At 71.7% G+C, this 16,139-nt stretch carries 12 protein-coding genes; 7 read left to right on the top strand and 5 right to left on the bottom strand.

The window, feature by feature from the left end:
* Positions 1–154 precede the first annotated feature (154 nt).
* The 5 genes from OG758_RS12915 to OG758_RS12895 all read left to right on the top strand — a co-directional run bounded on the left by OG758_RS12915 (position 155) and on the right by OG758_RS12895 (position 5,320).
* A complete protein-coding gene (locus tag OG758_RS12915; RefSeq protein WP_326710122.1) occupies positions 155–1,381 on the top strand; it encodes an MBL fold metallo-hydrolase in 1,227 nt (408 codons plus the stop codon).
* Between the two features lie 405 nt (positions 1,382–1,786).
* Positions 1,787–3,826, top strand: a complete 2,040-nt coding sequence (locus OG758_RS12910; protein WP_326710121.1) for a sensor histidine kinase — start codon at positions 1,787–1,789, stop codon at positions 3,824–3,826.
* A gap of 114 nt (positions 3,827–3,940) precedes the next feature.
* Entirely contained in the window at positions 3,941–4,375 is a 435-nt protein-coding gene (locus OG758_RS12905; RefSeq protein WP_100591713.1) for a roadblock/LC7 domain-containing protein, read from the top strand.
* A gap of 2 nt (positions 4,376–4,377) precedes the next feature.
* A complete protein-coding gene (locus tag OG758_RS12900; RefSeq protein WP_326710120.1) occupies positions 4,378–4,749 on the top strand; it encodes a DUF742 domain-containing protein in 372 nt (123 codons plus the stop codon).
* Complete coding sequence (locus OG758_RS12895; protein ID WP_266932172.1) at positions 4,727–5,320, top strand: GTP-binding protein; 594 nt, start codon at positions 4,727–4,729, stop codon at positions 5,318–5,320. The genes OG758_RS12900 and OG758_RS12895 overlap by 23 nt, the downstream gene beginning before the upstream one ends.
* A 5-nt stretch (positions 5,321–5,325) precedes the next feature.
* Here OG758_RS12895 and OG758_RS12890 read toward each other — a convergent pair whose 3' ends face one another.
* The 5 genes from OG758_RS12890 to OG758_RS12870 form a co-directional block, all read right to left on the bottom strand.
* On the bottom strand, positions 5,326–7,233 hold the full coding sequence (locus OG758_RS12890; protein WP_326710119.1) for a DUF2264 domain-containing protein: 1,908 nt from the start codon (positions 7,231–7,233) through the stop codon (positions 5,326–5,328).
* Positions 7,234–7,329: 96 nt separating this feature from the next.
* The gene (locus tag OG758_RS12885) at positions 7,330–9,765 is read right to left on the bottom strand and encodes a polysaccharide lyase 8 family protein (protein WP_326710118.1); all 2,436 of its coding nucleotides are present in this window, start codon (positions 9,763–9,765) and stop codon (positions 7,330–7,332) included.
* A gap of 56 nt (positions 9,766–9,821) precedes the next feature.
* Positions 9,822–11,210, bottom strand: coding sequence for a M60 family metallopeptidase (locus tag OG758_RS12880; RefSeq protein WP_326710117.1), 1,389 nt, complete (start codon positions 11,208–11,210; stop codon positions 9,822–9,824).
* A 472-nt stretch (positions 11,211–11,682) separates the two neighbouring features.
* Positions 11,683–12,777: a LacI family DNA-binding transcriptional regulator gene (locus OG758_RS12875; protein WP_326715887.1), complete on the bottom strand. Its 1,095-nt coding sequence runs from the start codon at positions 12,775–12,777 to the stop codon at positions 11,683–11,685.
* Positions 12,778–12,902: 125 nt separating this feature from the next.
* A complete protein-coding gene (locus OG758_RS12870) occupies positions 12,903–13,889 on the bottom strand; it encodes a hydroxyacid dehydrogenase (RefSeq protein ID WP_326715886.1) in 987 nt (328 codons plus the stop codon).
* 298 nt (positions 13,890–14,187) lie between these two features.
* Between OG758_RS12870 and OG758_RS12865 the strand changes: the two genes are divergently transcribed.
* Entirely contained in the window at positions 14,188–15,144 is a 957-nt protein-coding gene (locus OG758_RS12865; protein WP_266557605.1) for an ABC transporter permease, read from the top strand.
* A gap of 91 nt (positions 15,145–15,235) precedes the next feature.
* A complete protein-coding gene (locus tag OG758_RS12860) occupies positions 15,236–16,096 on the top strand; it encodes a carbohydrate ABC transporter permease (protein WP_227300673.1) in 861 nt (286 codons plus the stop codon).
* The last annotated feature ends 43 nt before the right edge of the window (positions 16,097–16,139 follow it).

Here is a 16,139-nt window from a genome sequence, read left to right as displayed (position 1 = left end):
GCCGGCCGTGACGCCGAGTGACGTCGGCGCCGCGCAACCGGGGCGTGCCTTGGAATTCCCTGTGCGTCCAGGTCTCGGATCGGGCGCTGTCGGCGGGGCCGCCCATAATGGAGTCCCTGATCGGGAAACCCTGATCGATCCACCGGGAGGCGCTGTGTCACGTTCCCTGAGCTCCGGGCTCCGCCCGCTGCGGCCCGCCGCTTTCGGCGCGGACCCGGCGGGAGAGAGACTCGCGCGGATCCGGAGGTCGCCGAACTTCGCGGACGGCAGCTTCCAGAACCCGGTGGGCGCACGCACCCGGCCCGCGGGTTCCATGATCGAGTTCGCGAAGGTCTTCTTCGCCAAGGAGGGGCGCGTCCGCCGGGCGCCGACGGGCACCGTCCCTGTGCACTCCACGACCCTCGCCGACCTCGCCAAGCCCCCGGCGAGCGGCCTGCGGCTGACCTGGATGGGGCACTCCAGCGTCCTCGCCGAGATCGACGGCCGCCGCGTGCTGCTCGACCCCGTCTGGGGCGAGCGCTGCTCCCCGTTCTCCTTCGCGGGCCCCAAGCGGCTGCACCCCGTACCGCTGCCGCTCGCCGCGCTCGGCCCGGTCGACGTGGTGGTGATCTCCCATGACCACTACGACCACCTGGACCTGCCCACGATCCGCGCGCTGGCCGACACGGACACGGACACGGTGTTCGCGGTGCCGCTCGGCGTCGGCGCGCACCTGGAGCACTGGGGCGTCCCCGCGGACCGCCTCCGCGAGCTCGACTGGAACGAGTCGACGAAGGTGGCGGGGCTGACCCTGACGGCGACGCCCGCGCGCCACTTCTGCGGCCGCGGCCTGCGCAACGAGCAGCACACCCTGTGGGCGTCCTGGGTCGTCGCCGGTCTCGAGCACCGCGTCTACCACAGTGGTGACACCGGCTATTTCCCCGGCTTCAAGGACATCGGCGAGGAGCACGGGCCGTTCGACGTGACGATGATCCAGATCGGCGCGTACAGCGACTTCTGGCCCGACATCCACATGCGTCCCGAGGAGGGCATGCGCGCTCACCTCGACCTCCAGGGCGGGCCCGGCGGTGGGCCCATGCTGCCGATCCACTGGGGCACGTTCAATCTGGCGCCGCATCCGTGGTCCGAGCCCGGCGAGGGCACGCTCGCGGCGGGACAGCGGGCCGGGGCCAAGGTCGCGCTCCCGTGCCCGGGCGAGCCCTTCGAACCCACGGCCGAGACGCTCCCCGTCCAGCCGTGGTGGCGCGCCATCGCCACGCAGCCCGCGGAAGGCTGGCCCGCGGCGGAGTCGGCTGACCGGCCGGACGCCGGCACGGCAGCCGGGAACGGCGCGGGCGCCGGGGCCGGCTCCGGCGAGCAGGAGGCCGTACCGGCGGTCTGAGCACGTCGACGAGGTCCGGGCTCTCAGGCAATCGTCCTGTGAGGGCCCGGACCTTTGCGCGTGAGAGTCCGGATCTCGGTGGCTGTCGTGGCCCGACTCCTCGAACATCCGGCATGCCGCGCGCGCCGTGAACAGGACACATTTTCGGTTGAGGGAACACCCGTACCCATGACCGGTCGGGCGTCCATCCCTGTTATCGGTCTGTCGTACGAAGCCTCATACCAGAGCGGGACCTGGGCCGCCGGACTTTGGCAACTGCCCACCGCATGTGAGCCGTCCCCGACTACCGTGTGTGCTCGCTGAGCGACGCAGCGGCGGCATTCCCACCCGCTCCCGGCCGGGAGCGCGATGCCGCCTGCCCGCCTCGCGCCGACCCGCAGGAGCCCCCACGTACGAGGACGCCGAATGTCTCACCTTCGCCCACCGGCCCCCCGCGCAGACCGCCGAGAGGGCGGTCGGCACGGCAGGCCGGGCGGCCGGTCCGTCCCCCCGCAGCCCGAGACCCACATACGGCCCCAGCTTCTGCGCCTTGCCGTACTGCCCCCGCTCGCCGTCGCCCTGAGCGCCAGCGCGGCCGTTCTCTTCACCGTCCGTTCCACGGGCGCCCGCCCCGGGCTCGCCCTCTGGGCCGTCCTCGCCGGAGCGTGCCTCGTCACCCTGGCCGGCATCGTGATCGCCGCCGTGGCCGCCGACCGGGCGGCCAGGACCGTACGTGAACGGGTCGGTGTCCTGCGCCGTGCGAGCGCGCGCGGGCAGGGTGAACTGCGCGGTCTCGTAGAGCAGTTGCGCAAGGGCGAGGGGCCGCCGCCCCGCAGGCAGGCCCCCGCGGCCGCCCCGGACGCCGACGAGTTCGACCTGCTGGCCGCGGACATGACCCGCGCCCAGGACGTGGCCGTCACCGCCGTCGTCCAGGCGTCCCAGCTCTCCAGCCACGCGGGCAGCGAGCAGAAGGTCGAGGTCTTCGTCAATCTGGCCCGGCGCCTGCAGTCCCTCGTGCACCGCGAGATCTCGATCCTCGACGAACTCGAGAACGACGTCGAGGACCCCGACCTGCTCAAGGGCCTGTTCCACGTCGACCACCTCGCCACCCGGATCCGCCGGCACGCCGAGAACCTGGCCGTGCTCGGCGGTGCCGTGTCCCGGCGCCAATGGAGCCGCCCGGTCTCCATGACCGAGGTCATGCGGTCGGCCATAGCGGAGGTCGAGCAGTACTCACGGGTCAAGCTCGTCCCGCCGGTCGACGGCACCCTGCACGGGCACGCCGTCGCCGACTGCATCCACCTGCTCGCCGAACTCGTTGAGAACGCCACCGTGTTCTCTGCCCCGCACACCCAGGTCCTGCTCCGTGCCACCACCGTCACGTCCGGCCTTGCCATCGAGGTCGAGGACCGCGGCCTCGGAATGCCCGTCACCGAGCAGAACAAGATGAACACGCTGCTCGCCGACCCGGACCAGGTCAACGTCGCGAGCCTCCTCCAGGACGGGCGCATCGGCCTCTTCGTCGTCTCGCAGCTCGCCCGCAGACACGGCATCACGGTCCGGCTCCAGAGCAACATCTACGGCGGTGTGCAGGCGGTCCTCGTCGTGCCGCAGAGCCTGCTCGGCGGCGACGAGAACGAGCCCGCGCCGAGGCCACGGAGCGCCGCGGACGCGACGGACGACAGCGCGCAGACCATGCACCAGCGGCACCAGGCGCATGAACGGCGACTCTCGCAACACCAGAACCAGCAGGAACGGCAACACCAGCTCGAACAGCAGCCTCAGCCGCAGTCCCACCGCCGACCACCGCAGCCCCAGCTCCAGAACCAGCTCCACCTTCCCCCTCAGCCCGCCCCCCAGCCTTTCGACCCCCAGCCGTTGGCCCCCCAGTCGTACGAGGCACCGCACCAACCCCCGCCGCCGCCCCGCGAGACCCCGCACGCCGGCGTGGCCGTCGTCCCTCGGCAGCCTCAGGGCGGTGCCTCCGACGGCAGGCATTCCGGGGCGAACGGCGTCGCGCCGCCCCTCCCGCTGCGTACCGCCAGGGACGAGCGACGGACATCCGCCGACGCGCTGCCCGGCATCCGTTCCGAGGACCGGCAGGTCACCGGCGAGCACACGCCCGTCCAGCCGACCCCGGTCAACGGCGCCGTGCGCGGCACCATGGGGCGGCCCCAACTCCCCAGACGGCGCGTCCAGGAACACCTCGCGCCGCAGCTGAGGGGCGGCCCGGCGCAGCGGCAGGAGCGCCCCGAGAACGAGGCGCCCGTACTCCACGACCCCGGTCTGATGGCGGCGTTCCAGCGCGGCATCGGGCTCGCGGAGGCGGCCGAGGCGCGGGATCTGACCCTCGGCGTGCGCGACCTGCCTCAGGCCGGTCCCGAGCCGACCGGCGGTCCCGCCACCGGGTCACTCGCCGCCTACGAACCGGACGCACGGCACGACGGGAGCGATACGGCCGGATGACGTTCGCCCGCCACCTGTGCGCCCACCTCCCGTGCGCCCGCCAGGTGCCGCAAGCAGTCCCGCACTTCCCACAGTCAACGCATCCCCAGCAGTCCACCAAGGAGTCGATCCCCCATGGCGAGCGATGTGCCGACGGGTCATGTGTCCGATCTCGACTGGCTGATGAGCGGCCTCGTCCAGCGTGTGCCGCACACCCGCAGCGCCGTCCTCCTCTCGTCCGACGGGCTGGTCAAGTCCGTCCACGGCCTCGACGCCGACAGCGCCGACCACATGGCGGCCCTGGCGTCGGGCCTGTACTCCCTCGGCCGCAGCGCGGGCGTCCGTTTCGGGGACGGGGGTGAGGTCCGGCAGGTCGTCGTCGAGCTGGACTCCACCCTGCTGTTCGTCTCCACCGCGGGCTCCGGCACGTGCCTCGCGGTGCTCGCCGGACGTGAGGCCGACGCCGCGGTGCTCGGCTACGAGATGGCCATGCTGGTCAAGAGTGTGCGCCCGTACCTGATGACCGCACCCCGCCAGCACGCGGCCGAACCCACGGCGATGAGGAACTGAGCATGACGGCGCCGCAGGACGGGCCGTGGCTCGACGCAGCGGCCGGCCGCCTCGTCCGCCCGTACACGGTGAGCAACGGGCGGACGCAGCCGACGACCTCGCTGGATCTCCTGTCGCTGGTGATGGCGACCGGGGCCACCCCGCTCGGCTACCTGGGGCCCGAACACGGCGAGGCGCTCGAACTGTGTGCCCACCCCACATCGGTCGCGGAGATCGCGGCCCATCTGAAACTCCCCGCCGCCGTCACGAAGGTCCTGCTGTCCGACCTCGTCGACTGCGGGGCGATCACCACCAAGCCCCCCACGTTCCACGACAACCCCACTGACCGGTCCCTGCTGGAGGCAGTGCTCGATGGACTACGACGACAGCTCTGACGCCTTCCCCACCGCGCTGAAGATCCTGGTCGCGGGTGGCTTCGGTGTCGGCAAGACGACCTTCGTCGGCGCGGTCAGCGAGATCGCCCCGCTGAGCACGGAGGAGCTGCTCACCACGGTCAGCGCCGAGACCGACGACCTCGAAGGCATCGAGAACAAGGTCGAGACGACGGTCGCGATGGACTTCGGGCGGATCACCCTGGACCCGCAACACGTGCTGTATCTGTTCGGCACGCCCGGGCAGGAGCGCTTCTGGTTCATGTGGGACGAGCTCTCCGAGGGGGCGCTCGGCGCGGTGATCCTCGCGGACACCCGCCGTCTCGAGGACTGCTTCGCGGCCGTCGACTTCTTCGAGGAGCGCGGTATGGGGTTCATCGTGGCCGTCAACGAGTTCGACGGCGCCTACCGTTACGACCCCGACGAGGTGCGGGCGGCCATCGACCTCGACCCGCAGGTGCCCGTCGTGCGGTGCGACGCCCGGATCTCGAGCTCCGGCATCCAGACCCTTCTCACCCTCGTCAGGCACCTCTTGGCCCACGCCCCCGCCCCGACGTACGGGGCCCGCACGTGACGACGTCAGACGGTGACCGTCCCGCCGTCGGGGAACGTGATCCGCACCTGCCCGCCGTCCCCGGGGTCCGCCACGCATGAGATCGACTCGCGCAGGGCCTGCGGATGCACGACGTCGCGCGTCAGGACCGCGAGCGTGACGTGCACGCCGGATCCTCCGGGGTGGCCGGTCGAGCGGAGGTAGGGCGTCGCCGAGTGCGGGCCGTAGGCGTTGGCCTCGACCTCCCGTGCGACACCGGACTCCTCGTCCCAGCCGTGCAGCGCCACCACCGCGCTGGTCACCCCGGACTCCGTACGCGTCAGCGCCCAGCCCGGGCCCCGCTCGGCGTGGACGCTGCTCTCGTCGGCGACCGCGTAGCCGCCCTCGCGCACCGTCACGCCCTCGGGTGCGTGCACCCGGTGCACGCGGATCTCCCACGGCCCGTGCAGAACGGTCGTCGACTCGATCGGGAACTCCTCGTCGAATCCCGGCAGTTGGGCGTCATGGCGGGACGAGGCGACGCGCCCCTCGCAGGAGATCGGGTGGATCCGGCGCCGGCGCGAAGGGGTGCCGTCCTTCGCGACGAGCGCCACGTGGTTGTCGACGGTCCGCTGCCAGGCGTGCGGGGCCGACTCGGGCGCCGTCGCCGTGGAGTAGGCGAGCTTCGCGTAGTGCGGATCGTCCGTGGCGGGACCCTCGAGCGGGTTGTGGTCGCTGCCGTGGTTGATCAGCCGCACGATCCCGTCGTGCGGCGTGCCGTGCAGCAGCCAGCCGGGCGCGGGCAGCGCCGTGTACTGCTCGGACTTCTCGACGGGCAGCTGCGCCTCGCGCTCGGTCCACACCGGATGGTCGGCGGGCAGCAGCAGCCCGAGGAACCCCTTGCTCGCCCAGTACGGCGAGGCGGGGCCCGAGTACGCCTGCGTCGTCGGCAGGAACGTCCCGTACCAGCCGAGCGGCAGCAGACCCCGCTCGTCGGGGACGCCGCGCTCCACGAAGTGCCGTGCCGTGCCCGACGCGAGGCGCCGGGTGAGCCCCGGCTCCAGCGGGGTGCAGTCCGCGAGCGCGCCCATCCACACGGGCGCGGTGGCGGCGAAACGGTACGTCAGTGAGCGGCCCTGGTGCACGGGTGCGCCGTCACCGCCGAAGAAGTGCGGGTAGGTGGTGAGGAACTGAGACAGGCGCTCCCGGTAGACCTTCGCGCGGCCGCCGTCGCCGTCCGGGCCCGCCATCCGCGCCCACAGCAGCGGATACAGATGCATGGCCCAGCCGATGTAGTAGTCGAAGTTGCGGCCGTCGCCGTCGGTGTACCAGCCGTCGCCGACATACCAGTCCTCGATACGGTCGAGGCCGCCGTCGATGCCCTCCTGGCTGTACGGGGCCCCGACCGAGGCCAGGAACTGCTCCGAAACCACCTGGAACAGACGCCAATTGTTGTCCCAGGTGCGGCCGCCGACGAATCCGGAGAACCAGTCCACGATCCGCTCCTGGACCCGGGAGTCGAGCTTGTCCCAGATCCAGGGGCGGGTCTCGTGCAGCCCGATCGCGATGGACGCGGCCTCCACCATCTGCTGGGAACAGTTGGTGAGTTCGGGCCACGCCTCGCCGTCGAGACCCGCGCCGCGGCCGCGGTCGGTGCCGGTTGTCAGACCCTGCGCGTAGCGTTCTACGAGTCGGGGATCCACGTCCCCGCCCGCGCCCGCTATGCGGAAGGAGGCCAGCAGGAATGACCGCGCGAACCCCTCGAGTCCGTCCGACACGACCCCCGACCAGCTGGCCCGCCCCGGCAGCCGGTACTGCGCGAACCCAGGCGTCGCGTACAGGACGAGCGCCTCCAACTGCCGGTCGGCGAGCGCCTCCCAGTGAGCCCGCGTCCAGCCCGTGAGCGGGGACAGGACACGGTCGGTGGGCGGCAGCGAGAGGTGCGGTGCGGGCATGGGGGCGTGTCGCTCCTTGATCGGAAGTGGCGGGCCGGGGGTGACCCTATGCGCGCCTGGGACGGACGACGACGGTCGGAATTGACGGACATGACCTCATGCGAGTTCCGCCGTATGGCTGTGCCCGCGTGAGCCCGCGACGACGACCGTCAGGACGGGTCGGCGGCCCGGGGTGAGCGTGATCGTGTCGTCGGCACGCGTCACCTTGCGCACGGGGAAGGGGAGTTCGACCGTGAGTGTCGACCCGGTGCGGCCGGGGTCGGCCACGGCGACCGAGATGGCGTCGCCGTGCCGCCGCACCAGGACGGTGCCGGGACCGGACGACGTGAGTCCGCCGGCGCTGCCGGGACCCCAGAAGTGCGCGGCGAGGAGTCCGAGGCGGCGCGCCTCGACGGCCTGCACCGTGGCGTCGTTCGCCACGATCCGCACGGGCCGCGAGTGCGCCCAGACCCCGGTCGCCACGGCGCTCGCACCCGGCAGGAGCACATAGGCGTACGAGGAGTCGGTGGGGGAGGAGCCGTGGTCGAACCACAGCGTGACGTAGCGGCGGGTGACCGGTTCGGTGCCGCCGCCGGTGTCCGCACCGGAGTTGAGGGCGCCCCAGGTGCCGGTGCGTTCCTCCCGCAGCCCCCGCAGCGGTACGCCACCGGGCGCGCGTCCCGGATGGTCGGGAAAGACGTAGCCGCCCGTGCCCTCCAGATGCGCCCAGTCGGCGCCGGACAGCGAGGCGGACCAGCCCTGCTCGCCGGGCTGCCGCCGCCCGTCCACCAGGAGGCGCGGCGCTCCGTCCGTGTGCAGACTGCGGTTCTCGACGACGGTCTCGATCGCGCGGCCGTCGCTCGCGGTGATGCCCGCGCCGAGCGCGACGACCGCGTTGTCCAGGCAGAACCACGCCTTCCGGGCCTGCAGGGTGCTGCCGTCGGCGATGAGTTCCATCGCTGCCGCGCCATAGCGGTCCTGGAGGACGGCGCCACCCGCGACGGCGTTCTTCGGGCGGTACGTGCCGGTGCCGACGCCCGTGCCGAGGTCCGCACGCGCGCGCGTGTCCACCGTCGTGCCCGGCAGCCGGTACGGGTCGACGGTCGGCCAGAACCCGTCGCCGAACTGGCCGAGGTCGTCACCGTCGTACAGGTACGTCATGCCGTCGCCGGTGTACCAGCCGTGCAGGTTCTCTCCGTTGCCCGCCTCGTAGGCGGCGATGCGCTTCGAGGAGAGCGACAGGGCGAGCGCCCAGCCGGGCCGCCGGTGCACCACGCGGTCCATGTCGGCGAACGAGAAGTGACCGGCCAGACGCTCCGCCGCCGGGATCGCCTTGTCGTCGAGGACGGCCTTCGCGCGCGCCAGAGCCGGGATGCCGACGAGACCCGCGTACGGGTTGGCCTTGTTGCGGCTGATCCACCCCTTGGCGAGCGCACGCCAGCGGTCGGCGTACGGGGCTGGGGCGCCCGCGGCGAGCTGGAGGATGTAAGTGAGGGTGACAGCACCGTCGTTGTAGTCGCGGGCCCGCTCGCGGGAGATCGCCCGCCCGCGCAGCGCGTCCATCATCAGCCCGTCGAACATGACGGGCGAGAAGGACCGCTCCACCGCCTCGTAGAGCACCGACACCTTCGGGTCGTTCAGGGCCCAGTCCGACCCGGCGAGCAGCGCGATGAGCTGCCCCGCGCTGCCGAGCAGCACACTCCCGTACGTCCCCGTGTAGGCGACGCTGTCGTGCTGGACGAAGGACCCGTCCTCGTAGAAGCCGTCGCCCGAGGTGACATAGGTGAACAGGTTGCGCCGCCCGTTGTCCCGCACGTCCGACAGGCCGTCGCGGGCCAGCGCGACGGTGGCCGCGTCCCGGGCGAGGAGCCCGCGCAGGGCCACGATGACGGCCTTGTCGGCGCGGTTCGCGCCGGTCTCGGAGAGGGAGGGGGAGTTGGTGCGGCGGTCGGGGTTCGGGCAGAACTTCGCGACGGTCGCGACGTATCCGGCCAGATCCGCGGCAGGCAGCTTCGACCGCAGGAGTACGCAGGTGTCCATCAGCGCCCGGGGCGCGCCGATCTCCCAGAACCACCAGTTGCCGGACTCGCCGCGAGCCGGGTTGTAGCCGGTGCTGCCCAGGAAGCCCAGCGCCGCGACGAGTGCGTCGGCGACCTCGGCGCTGCCGGTCAGCGAGGTGCCGGGGGTGGCCCAGGCGGTGGCCAGGGTGCGCAGGCGCGGATAGCTCTGCCCGAACATTCCGGGGTCCGACGCGGGGGAGAGGTCGGCCCACAGCGCCTTCCTGCCGGCGCCTCGGTCGAGGTCCTTCCACCAGGCGGACGCCTGCGTGTCGAGGGCCTTGACAGCGGCCGCGAAGTCCGGATCGGCGGTGTCGAACGCACCGCCGGTGAGCTGCTCCTCGGCGCGCGCCAGCAGGGCATCGAAGGCGTCGGCGGCAGGGGCGTCCGCCGCTTCCACGGCGTCCGCCGCCGTCGCGACGCCCGCGGTCAGGGGGAGCGCCGCCGCGGCGGTCGCGCCCGCGAGGGTCAGGGTCTGTCTGCGAGTGAGGTCCATGTTCGGTGGGTCCCCTCCGGGTCGGTCACGTCGTCACGTCGGTCACGTCGGTCGGGTCAGTCGGTCAGCGTGGCCGGTTCGACGGTCGGCTTCGACAGCTGGAGCGCGGCGATCTCGGCCAGTCCGGTGGCGTCGATGGGGAAGGCCCAGTCGCGCACGAAGAAGTCCGTGAGGTCGCGGCCGGAGACACGGCTGGCGTAGGTCGACAGGGCGCGGTACCGCTTGGCGGTCTCGGTGTAGTCGGACTGCGGGTTCTCCTCGCGCACAAGCCGGTGCAACCGCGGCCAGAAGTCGTCACCGAAGGCCAGCTCCAGCTGCCGCAGCGGCACCAGCTTCTCGTAGGCGCCGAAGGACTTCTCGTACGTCAGTCCGTCCGTGCCGAACTTCGCGCGTGCGGACTGGAAGGGGTTGAGGCCGGTCTTCGGGTCGACGGTCAGGAGATTGGACGGCTGGCCGAGGGCCCGCTGCACCGCGAGCGAGTAGATGTTGACCGTGACCTCGGTCAGACCCGTCGGCTTGTACGCCATCTGCTGATGCAGGTGCCCGAGTTCGTGGTAGAGGCCCCAGCCCCGGGTGCGCAGTCCGTCGACGGTGGTGGCGCGGTCGAGATAGGCGCGCGGGAAGCCGTTGTAGCCGTGCGTGGCGTAGGCACCGACGCCGGACGGGACCACCGACACCTCGGTGAAGTGGTAGCCGCCCGCCTTCGGCCGGTGCACCGGCTTCGACCCGTCGAGCCCGCTGATCCGCGACTCGGCCTCGATGATCTCCTCGACGAGCCGGAGCAGCGCCGCGTGGTCCTGGTCGCGGTACAGGAGCGCGCCGTCGCGCGTCAGCGTCATGATGGTGCGCGGCGCGTGCAGCTCGACCACCGGTACGTCGGTGAGGCAGTCCAACTGCCGCTGGTAGTCGGCCTCGGAGGTGTGGCCGAGCGTGAAGACGGGCATCGCGGTGGCGCCCGTCCTGAACTTCACGGCGGCGCGCTCGCCGTGGCCTTCGAGGGAGAAGTAGACGGGACCGCCGTGCGGGTCGGTGACCGTGTTGGCGCCGGGCTTCAGCGCATAACTGCGTGGCTCCGTCACCGTGCCGTAGTAGTCCCACTGCCCGACCCAGAGCGTGGGCACGAGGCCGTCGTAGGGCAGCACGTCGAAGCGCAGCGCGGTCCCGGCCGGGACGTACTGCCCGGTCGGCTGGAACTCGGTGGCGCGCAGGGCCTGTCCGAGGCGGAGGCGCTCCGTCTCGGCGGAGGGACGCGCGATGAGCGGGACGGTGAGGCCGACACCGCCTGTGGCGTGGGCACGTGCGGTGCCGGTGCCGAGGAGCGTGGCGGCTCCCGCGCCGGCAAGGGTGGCGAGCACCGCACGACGGGAGAAGGCCGAGGTGGCGGGGGTGTCGGCGGGGACAGCGGCGTCGGTCGAGGCGGCGGCGGGCATACGGGCAGGGCGCATCCAGAGACTCCCATGGGGATCAACAGCATCGGAGTGATGTGCGGGCTGCGCGCCAGCATGTAAGCGTTTGCTATCCCGCCGCAAGAGGGCCCGGCAAGTTTCTGTCTGTTACTACGACCTGAGGGAGGAAACCGGTGAACAGAGCCGGTCGGAAAGCCGACGAACGGTCCATGGCAGCACGTCGTGAGCCGGGGTGCCGTGAACCGGACGGGAGCGTCGCAAGCCGGGACGCCGTGGCCGGGGCGCCTCAGGCCGGAGCGTCGTGAGCCGGGACGCGTGGCCGTGGCGCCGCGAACCGGAACGTCGTAAGCCGGGGCGCCTCAAGCCGGAGCGCCGCAGATCGAGACGTCGTGAGCCGGAGCGCCAGAAACCGGAGCGCAGCAAACCGCGACGTCGTGAGCCGGGGCGCCTCAGGCCGGAGCGCCTCAAACCGGAGCGCCGCAGACCGCGACGCCGTGCGCCGGAGCGCAGTTCACCCCCGGCGGCGCCGCACCACACGTGGCGCCGCCACGGAATCGCGCACCACCAGATGCGTACCGAGGCGCAGCGTGCCCGTCGTCGGGGCCCGCCAGTCGTCCTCGTCGCCGCCCGCGAGGGCGACGCGGACGGCCTGGCGGCCCATCTCTTCGAGCGGGATGTGCACGGTGGTGAGGCGCGGCCGCAGCTCCTGCGCCACGGGCACGTCGTCGTAGCCGACCAGGGAGACGTCCTGCGGCACTCGCATCCCGGCCTCCTCCAGGGCCTGGGCCGCGCCCGCCGCCACGATGTCGTTGGCCGCGAAGACGGCGGTGAACTCCGGCCCGTCGCTCAGCAGTTCCGTCATCCTGCGGTGGCCGAACTGGCGGCTGAACGCTCCGGGCTGCACGAGCGCCGGATCGCGCGGCAGCCCGCGCTGCTCCAGGGCGCGGCGGTGGCCGGCGATCCGTTCCTTGGTGGTGGAGAGCCCCGGCGGGCCGCCGAGGTACAGGATCCGCTCGTGGCCCTCGGCCAGGAGGTGGTCGGTGATCGCGAAGGCGCCGCCCTCGTTGTCGTACTCGACCCCGACCGTGGGCGCGTCCTTGCCGAGGGAGGGGCGGCCGCACAGCACGAGCTTCGAGCCGCCGGCGTCCAGTTCGCGGGCGCGGCGTTCGAGTTCCGTGCGGTAGCCGCGGTCGGCGACGCTGCCGCCGACGAGGATCACCGCGTCGGCTCGGCGCTCGTGCATCAGCTCGATGAAGGCCAGCTCGCGCTGCGGGTCGCCCTGGGTGCTGCAGACCAGGCAGAGCCTGCCGCCCGCCGTCGCCTCGCGTTCCACGCCGCGCGCGATGTAGGCGTAGAAGGGGTCGACCACGTCGCTGATGATGATGCCGACCGTGCGTCCGGAGACACCCGCCAGCGCGCGAGCATGGGCGTTGACCACATAGCCCAGCTCCCGCATGGCCTCCTCGACGCGCTCGCGGGTGGCGGCAGCGACCGGGTAGTTGCGGTTCATCACACGGGACACGGTCGCGGTCGACACGCCCGCGAGACGCGCCACGTCCACGACGGTCGCGCGCCGTCCGTTCGCCGTAGAGCCCTGCCGGGGCATCCGGACCTCCCCCTGGTCGTCGCGGTCTTCCTGACCGTCCTGGTCACCGGTCTGCGCGGCGGGCCCCGCGACCCGTCCCGCGACCCTCCCGTGCACAGAGCCTATGGCGTCCGCGGAGCCCCCGCTCACGCGATCCGCTCCAGTTCCTCCAGGAGGACCGGGTGGTTGAGCGGCACCCCGCGCGCGTAGCGGGCGAGTTCGTCGACCGCGAGGGCGCCGAGCCGCCCCACCTCGTTGCCCTGCGCCCCCGCCAGGTGCGGGGTGATGAAGACGTTGGGCAGGTCCCACAGGGGGTGGTCGGCGGGCAGCGGCTCGGGGTCCGTGACGTCGAGTACGGCGTCGATCCGGCCGCTGACCAGGTGCGCGGTGAGGGCTTCGGTGTCGACGAGTGGGCCGCGTGCCGTGTTGATCAGCAGGGCGCCGGGGCGCATCAGCGCGATCCGCCGCTCGTCGAGGAGGTGGTGGGTGAGAGGGGTGGACGGGGCGTGCAGGGTCACGACGTCGCTGGTGGCGACGAGGGTGTCGAGGTCGGTGCGGGTGGCTCCGAGCAGCTCCGCCTCGGCGTCGCTCACGTACGGGTCGTGGAGCAGTACGTCGGCGTCGATGGAGCGCAGCAGCTGGATGACCCTGCGGCCGGTGCGTGAGGCGCCGACCACGCCGACGGTGATGCCGTGCGTGCCGAGCCAGTGGTGGCGGTCGAGGTCGGCCGCCGTGCGGTGGGAGCGGCGGGAGCGGAACAGCTGGGCGAGCGGGAAGGCCCGCTTGGCGCCCATGATGATCGCCGCGAGGGTGAACTCTGCGACGGGTACGGCATTGGCGGCCGCGGCGGACGACACCGCGATGCCGCGCCCGTAGGCCTCGGGGGTCAGGAACGTCTTGACCGTGCCCGCCGAGTGGATCACCGCGCGCAGCCGCGGTGCCCGGTCGAGCACGTCCGTGTCGATGTGCGGGCAGCCCCAGCCGGTCAGCAGGACCTCGCACTCGGCGAGCGCGGCCACCGCCTCGGGGCTCCCGAACTCGCCCACCACCTGCGGCGGCCGGATGTCCGCGGACTCCTCGAGCCGGAGCCGTACGGCGGGCGGGAAGACGTCGTCGAGCAGCCCCGCGTCCATCGCCAGGACGGTACGGGGCCTGCGTGGGGGCCGTGTGGAGCCGGCGGAGTCGGCCTGGACCGGCGACTCGTCAGTGGTACGCACCCTGCCTCCGGACAGTAAACGTGTTCTATGAGGTCACCGCACGCTAGGGATCACGAGGGGTGAGCGTCAAGCATGCCGACCAAGGCCCTTGCCCGCCTTACTGCGAGATAGTGCTAAATAGCCGTCAGGAACGGGCAGTTGAAAAGCTCGCTTGACCCAGGTGTTGCCCAGACCTATTGACGTGAGGGGTAACCGATTACTAACTTGCCGCCCCATGGCTGATACAACGCCCTCCCCGCCGCGGGCAGTTCACCGCCTCTCGCTGGGGCAGCGGCTCAAGCGGGACAAGGTCATGCTGCTGCTGACCCTGCCGGGCCTGCTCTATTTCTGCGTCTTCCACTACGTGCCGCTCCTCGGCTATGTGGTGGCGTTCCAGGACTACCAGCCCTACCTGGGCTACATGCACAGCGCCTGGGCGGGCGTCTCGAACTTCACGTCCGCCTTCGCCGACCCGGCGTTCTGGTCGGCGACCGGCAACACGCTGAAGATCGCACTCGTCCAGCTGGTGTTCTTCTTCCCGGTCCCCATCGCCCTCGCGCTGCTGCTCAACAGCATCGTCAGCGACAAGGTCCGCCGGTTCGTGCAGAGCGTCGTCTATCTGCCGCACTTCATCGGCTGGGTCATCATCGTCTCGATCTTCCAGCAGATCCTCGGCGGCGCCGGCGTCCTGCCCGACCTCCTCGGCCACCTCGGCCTGCCGCGCTACGACATGACGACCGACCCGGCCGCCTTCCCCTGGCTCCTCACCCTCCAGGTGGCCTGGAAGGACGCGGGCTGGGGCACGATCATCATGCTCGCCGCCCTGCTCAACATCGACCGGGGCCTGTACGAGGCCTCGGCGATCGACGGCGCGGGGCGCGCCCGGCGCCTGTGGCACGTCACGCTGCCCGGCATCTCCCCGGTGATCATCCTGCTCCTGATCCTCAACCTGGGGCAGATCCTCTCCGTCGGCTTCGAGCAGATCCTGCTCCAGCGCGACGCGGTCGGCCCCGCCGCCGGTGAAGTCCTCGACACCTACGTGTACTTCCACGGGATCAAGAACAACGACTGGGGCACGTCGGCGGCCGTAGGACTGGTCAAGGCGGTCATCGGCACCGTCCTCGTACTCGGCGCGAACAAGTTCGCCCACCGGCTCGGCCACGAAGGGGTGTACCGCGGTGCTGACCGCTGAGACGCAGACGGCGGCCGCCGGACGCCGCACACGCAAGCCGGCCGTCCCGGCCGTAACCGGCGTCAGGGTGTCCGGCGGCCGCCCGCCCTGGATGGAGAAGCCCACCCGAACCGGCCTTTTCCTCAAGGGACTTGTGCTGGTCCTGGTGGTCGCGGCCGTCGCCTACCCGCTGCTCGGTGTGATCGGCACGAGCTTCGCCTCGCAGTCCGACATCATCCGCAGCCCCGGCCTGGTCCTGTGGCCCGACCACCCGACGCTGGAGGCGTACCGCACGGTCTTCAGCGGCGGTGTCGTCACGCACGCGTTGCTCATCTCCGTCGGTGTGACCCTCGTGGGCACCGCGACCAGCGTCCTCGTCACCATCGGGATGGCGTACGGCCTCTCGCGCCGCGAGGTCACCGGTTCCCGCTTCATCCTCATGACGGCCCTGTTCACGATGCTCTTCGACCCGGGCATCATCCCCAAGTTCCTCACCATCAAGGAACTCGGCCTGTACAACACCCTGGCCTCGCTCGTGCTGCCCACGATGGTCAGCGCGTTCAACCTCGTCGTTCTCCGCTCCTTCTTCATGAACCTGCCCGAGGAGCTGTACGACGCCGCGAAGGTGGACGGCGCGGGCGACCTGCGCACCCTGGTGCGCATCGTGCTGCCGTTGTCGAAGGCCGTCATCGCCGTGATCAGCCTGTTCTACGCGGTGACGTACTGGAACGCCTTCTTCAACGCGATGCTCTACCTGAGCGACAACGACAAGTGGCCGCTCTCCATGGTCCTGCGCACCTTCGTCCTCCAGGGGCAGTCCCTCGAAGGCGCCTCGGCCGGTGAGGCCCTCGCGCCCCAGCAGGCCGTGCAGATGGCCGTCCTGGTGATCGCCGTCGTGCCGATCCTGTGCGTCTACCCCTTCCTCCAGCGCTACTTCACCAAGGGCGTCCTCACCGGCGCCATCAAGGGCTGACGCCGCACAGTCCCGTCCGTCCCACACCCCCCGCGCCCATGTC

It is taken from the genome of Streptomyces sp. NBC_01474 (assembly GCF_035918215.1).
In the GTDB taxonomy this organism is placed as follows: Bacteria; Actinomycetota; Actinomycetes; order Streptomycetales; family Streptomycetaceae; genus Streptomyces; species Streptomyces aureus.
Note: the sequence above shows the minus strand (reverse complement) of the source record. Positions and strands in the feature narration are given on the sequence as shown.

Coding starts and splice junctions, on each gene's coding strand:
- OG758_RS12910 (WP_326710121.1), top strand. CDS start 1,787: ATGTCTCACCTTCGCCCACCGGCCCCCCGCGCAGACCGCCGAGAGGGC.
- OG758_RS12905 (WP_100591713.1), top strand. CDS start 3,941: ATGGCGAGCGATGTGCCGACGGGTCATGTGTCCGATCTCGACTGGCTG.
- OG758_RS12900 (WP_326710120.1), top strand. CDS start 4,378: ATGACGGCGCCGCAGGACGGGCCGTGGCTCGACGCAGCGGCCGGCCGC.
- OG758_RS12895 (WP_266932172.1), top strand. CDS start 4,727: ATGGACTACGACGACAGCTCTGACGCCTTCCCCACCGCGCTGAAGATC.
- OG758_RS12890 (WP_326710119.1), bottom strand. CDS start 7,233: ATGCCCGCACCGCACCTCTCGCTGCCGCCCACCGACCGTGTCCTGTCC.
- OG758_RS12885 (WP_326710118.1), bottom strand. CDS start 9,765: ATGGACCTCACTCGCAGACAGACCCTGACCCTCGCGGGCGCGACCGCC.
- OG758_RS12880 (WP_326710117.1), bottom strand. CDS start 11,210: ATGCGCCCTGCCCGTATGCCCGCCGCCGCCTCGACCGACGCCGCTGTC.
- OG758_RS12875 (WP_326715887.1), bottom strand. CDS start 12,777: ATGCCCCGGCAGGGCTCTACGGCGAACGGACGGCGCGCGACCGTCGTG.
- OG758_RS12870 (WP_326715886.1), bottom strand. CDS start 13,889: ATGGACGCGGGGCTGCTCGACGACGTCTTCCCGCCCGCCGTACGGCTC.
- OG758_RS12865 (WP_266557605.1), top strand. CDS start 14,188: ATGGCTGATACAACGCCCTCCCCGCCGCGGGCAGTTCACCGCCTCTCG.
- OG758_RS12860 (WP_227300673.1), top strand. CDS start 15,236: ATGGAGAAGCCCACCCGAACCGGCCTTTTCCTCAAGGGACTTGTGCTG.